1 protein-coding gene is annotated in these 1,552 nt (G+C 35.9%); it reads left to right on the top strand.

Going from position 1 to position 1,552, the window contains the following annotated elements; all coding sequences use genetic code 11:
• On the top strand, positions 1 to 1,552 hold a 1,552-nt coding region (locus tag K5S59_RS29755), incomplete at both ends, for a condensation domain-containing protein (protein WP_236078356.1).

Here is a 1,552-nt window from a genome sequence, read left to right as displayed (position 1 = left end):
GGGTAGAAGCGGAAACAGGAAAGAGAGTGTTACTCAAAGAAATACTTTCAAACCCGACAGTTGAAAATCTCGCAGAGATTATTACAGGCAAAAAGGCAGAAGAATATATGCCGATACCAACTGCAGAAATCAAGGCATATTATCCGATGTCATCCACTCAAAAACGGATCTATTTGTTAAATCAAATCGATGAAAATGGTACGGCATATAATATGCCACAAAGTTTGAAGATAACGGGTGACATCCGAATCAATGATTTGAAAACAGCGGTACAAAGTTTAATAGATCGACATGAAATTTTGAGAAGCATTTTTGTGATAATAGATGGGGAACCTGTGCAGAAAATCAAGGAAACGATGGAAGTAGATTTTACACAAGTAATTGATGAAAGAACGGATCAGAAAGAATTGATGGACAGGTTTATTAGACCGTTTAATCTGAGTGAAGGTCCATTGGTGAGAATGGAAGTTATCAAGAGGAAAGACGGATATCTTCTCTTTATAGATATGCATCATATCATCAGTGACGGAATGAGTATGGGGACATTGACTAATGAGTTAATGGCATTGTACAACAAAGAAAATGTAGAACCGTTGACACACCAATATAAAGATTATAGTGAGTGGATGAGAAGCAGGGATTTGAGTGGACAGAAAGAATATTGGATGAATCAGTTTGAGGAAGAAGCACCGATTTTAGATATGCCGTTAGATTATATAAGATCACAACACCAGAGTTTTGCAGGGGCTTCAGTATATGAACAGACAGGAAAAGAGCTTGCATTACAGGTTAAGAAGTTTGCACAAAAAAATAAAGTGACGGAATATATGGTATTTTTATCTGCGGCAATGATCCTACTTGGAAAATATAGCCGACAACAGGATATCATAATCGGTAGTCCGATAAGTGCAAGAACGCATAAAGATACGGAAAACATGTTGGGTATGTTTGTGAATACGTTGGCGATGAGAGGGAGACCGGAAGGTCAAAAGACATATAGACAATTTTTAGAAGAGATAAAGGAAACTTGTCTACAAGCCTATGAAAATCAGGAATATCCGTTTGAGGAATTAGTAGAAGAAGTAACCGTGCACCGTGATATGTCAAGGAATCCACTGTTTGATGTCATGCTTGTGTTACAAAATAATGAAAGTATAGAACTAGATTTGAATGGAAGTAAAGTGGAATCTACAGAAGTAGAATTTAAGGTTGCGAAATTTGACCTGACATTTAGTATCTATGAATCAGAAAATACTTACCAAATAGCATTGGAATATTGTACAGATTTGTATAAGAAAGAAAGTGCAGAGCGTTTATTAATGCGTTTGATCAGTATCATCTATCAAATTGTAAGCGACTCAACTATAAAAATAGATGAAATAGATGTTATAACGAAGGAAGAAAGAACGCTTATTACAGAGAATTTTAATGATACTTACCGTCCATATCCAAAAGAAAAGACGGTAGTTGAACTGTTCGAAGAACAGGTAGAGAAGACACCAAATCATATCGCAGTAACTTTTGAAGATGAAGAAATCACATACAAAGAACT

This window comes from Bacillus sp. BML-BC051 (assembly GCF_019656175.1).
In the GTDB taxonomy this organism is placed as follows: domain Bacteria; phylum Bacillota; class Bacilli; order Bacillales; family Bacillaceae_G; genus Bacillus_A; species Bacillus_A mobilis.
The sequence above is the reverse complement of the archived record's forward strand: the minus strand, read 5'-3'. Positions and strand labels throughout refer to the sequence as shown.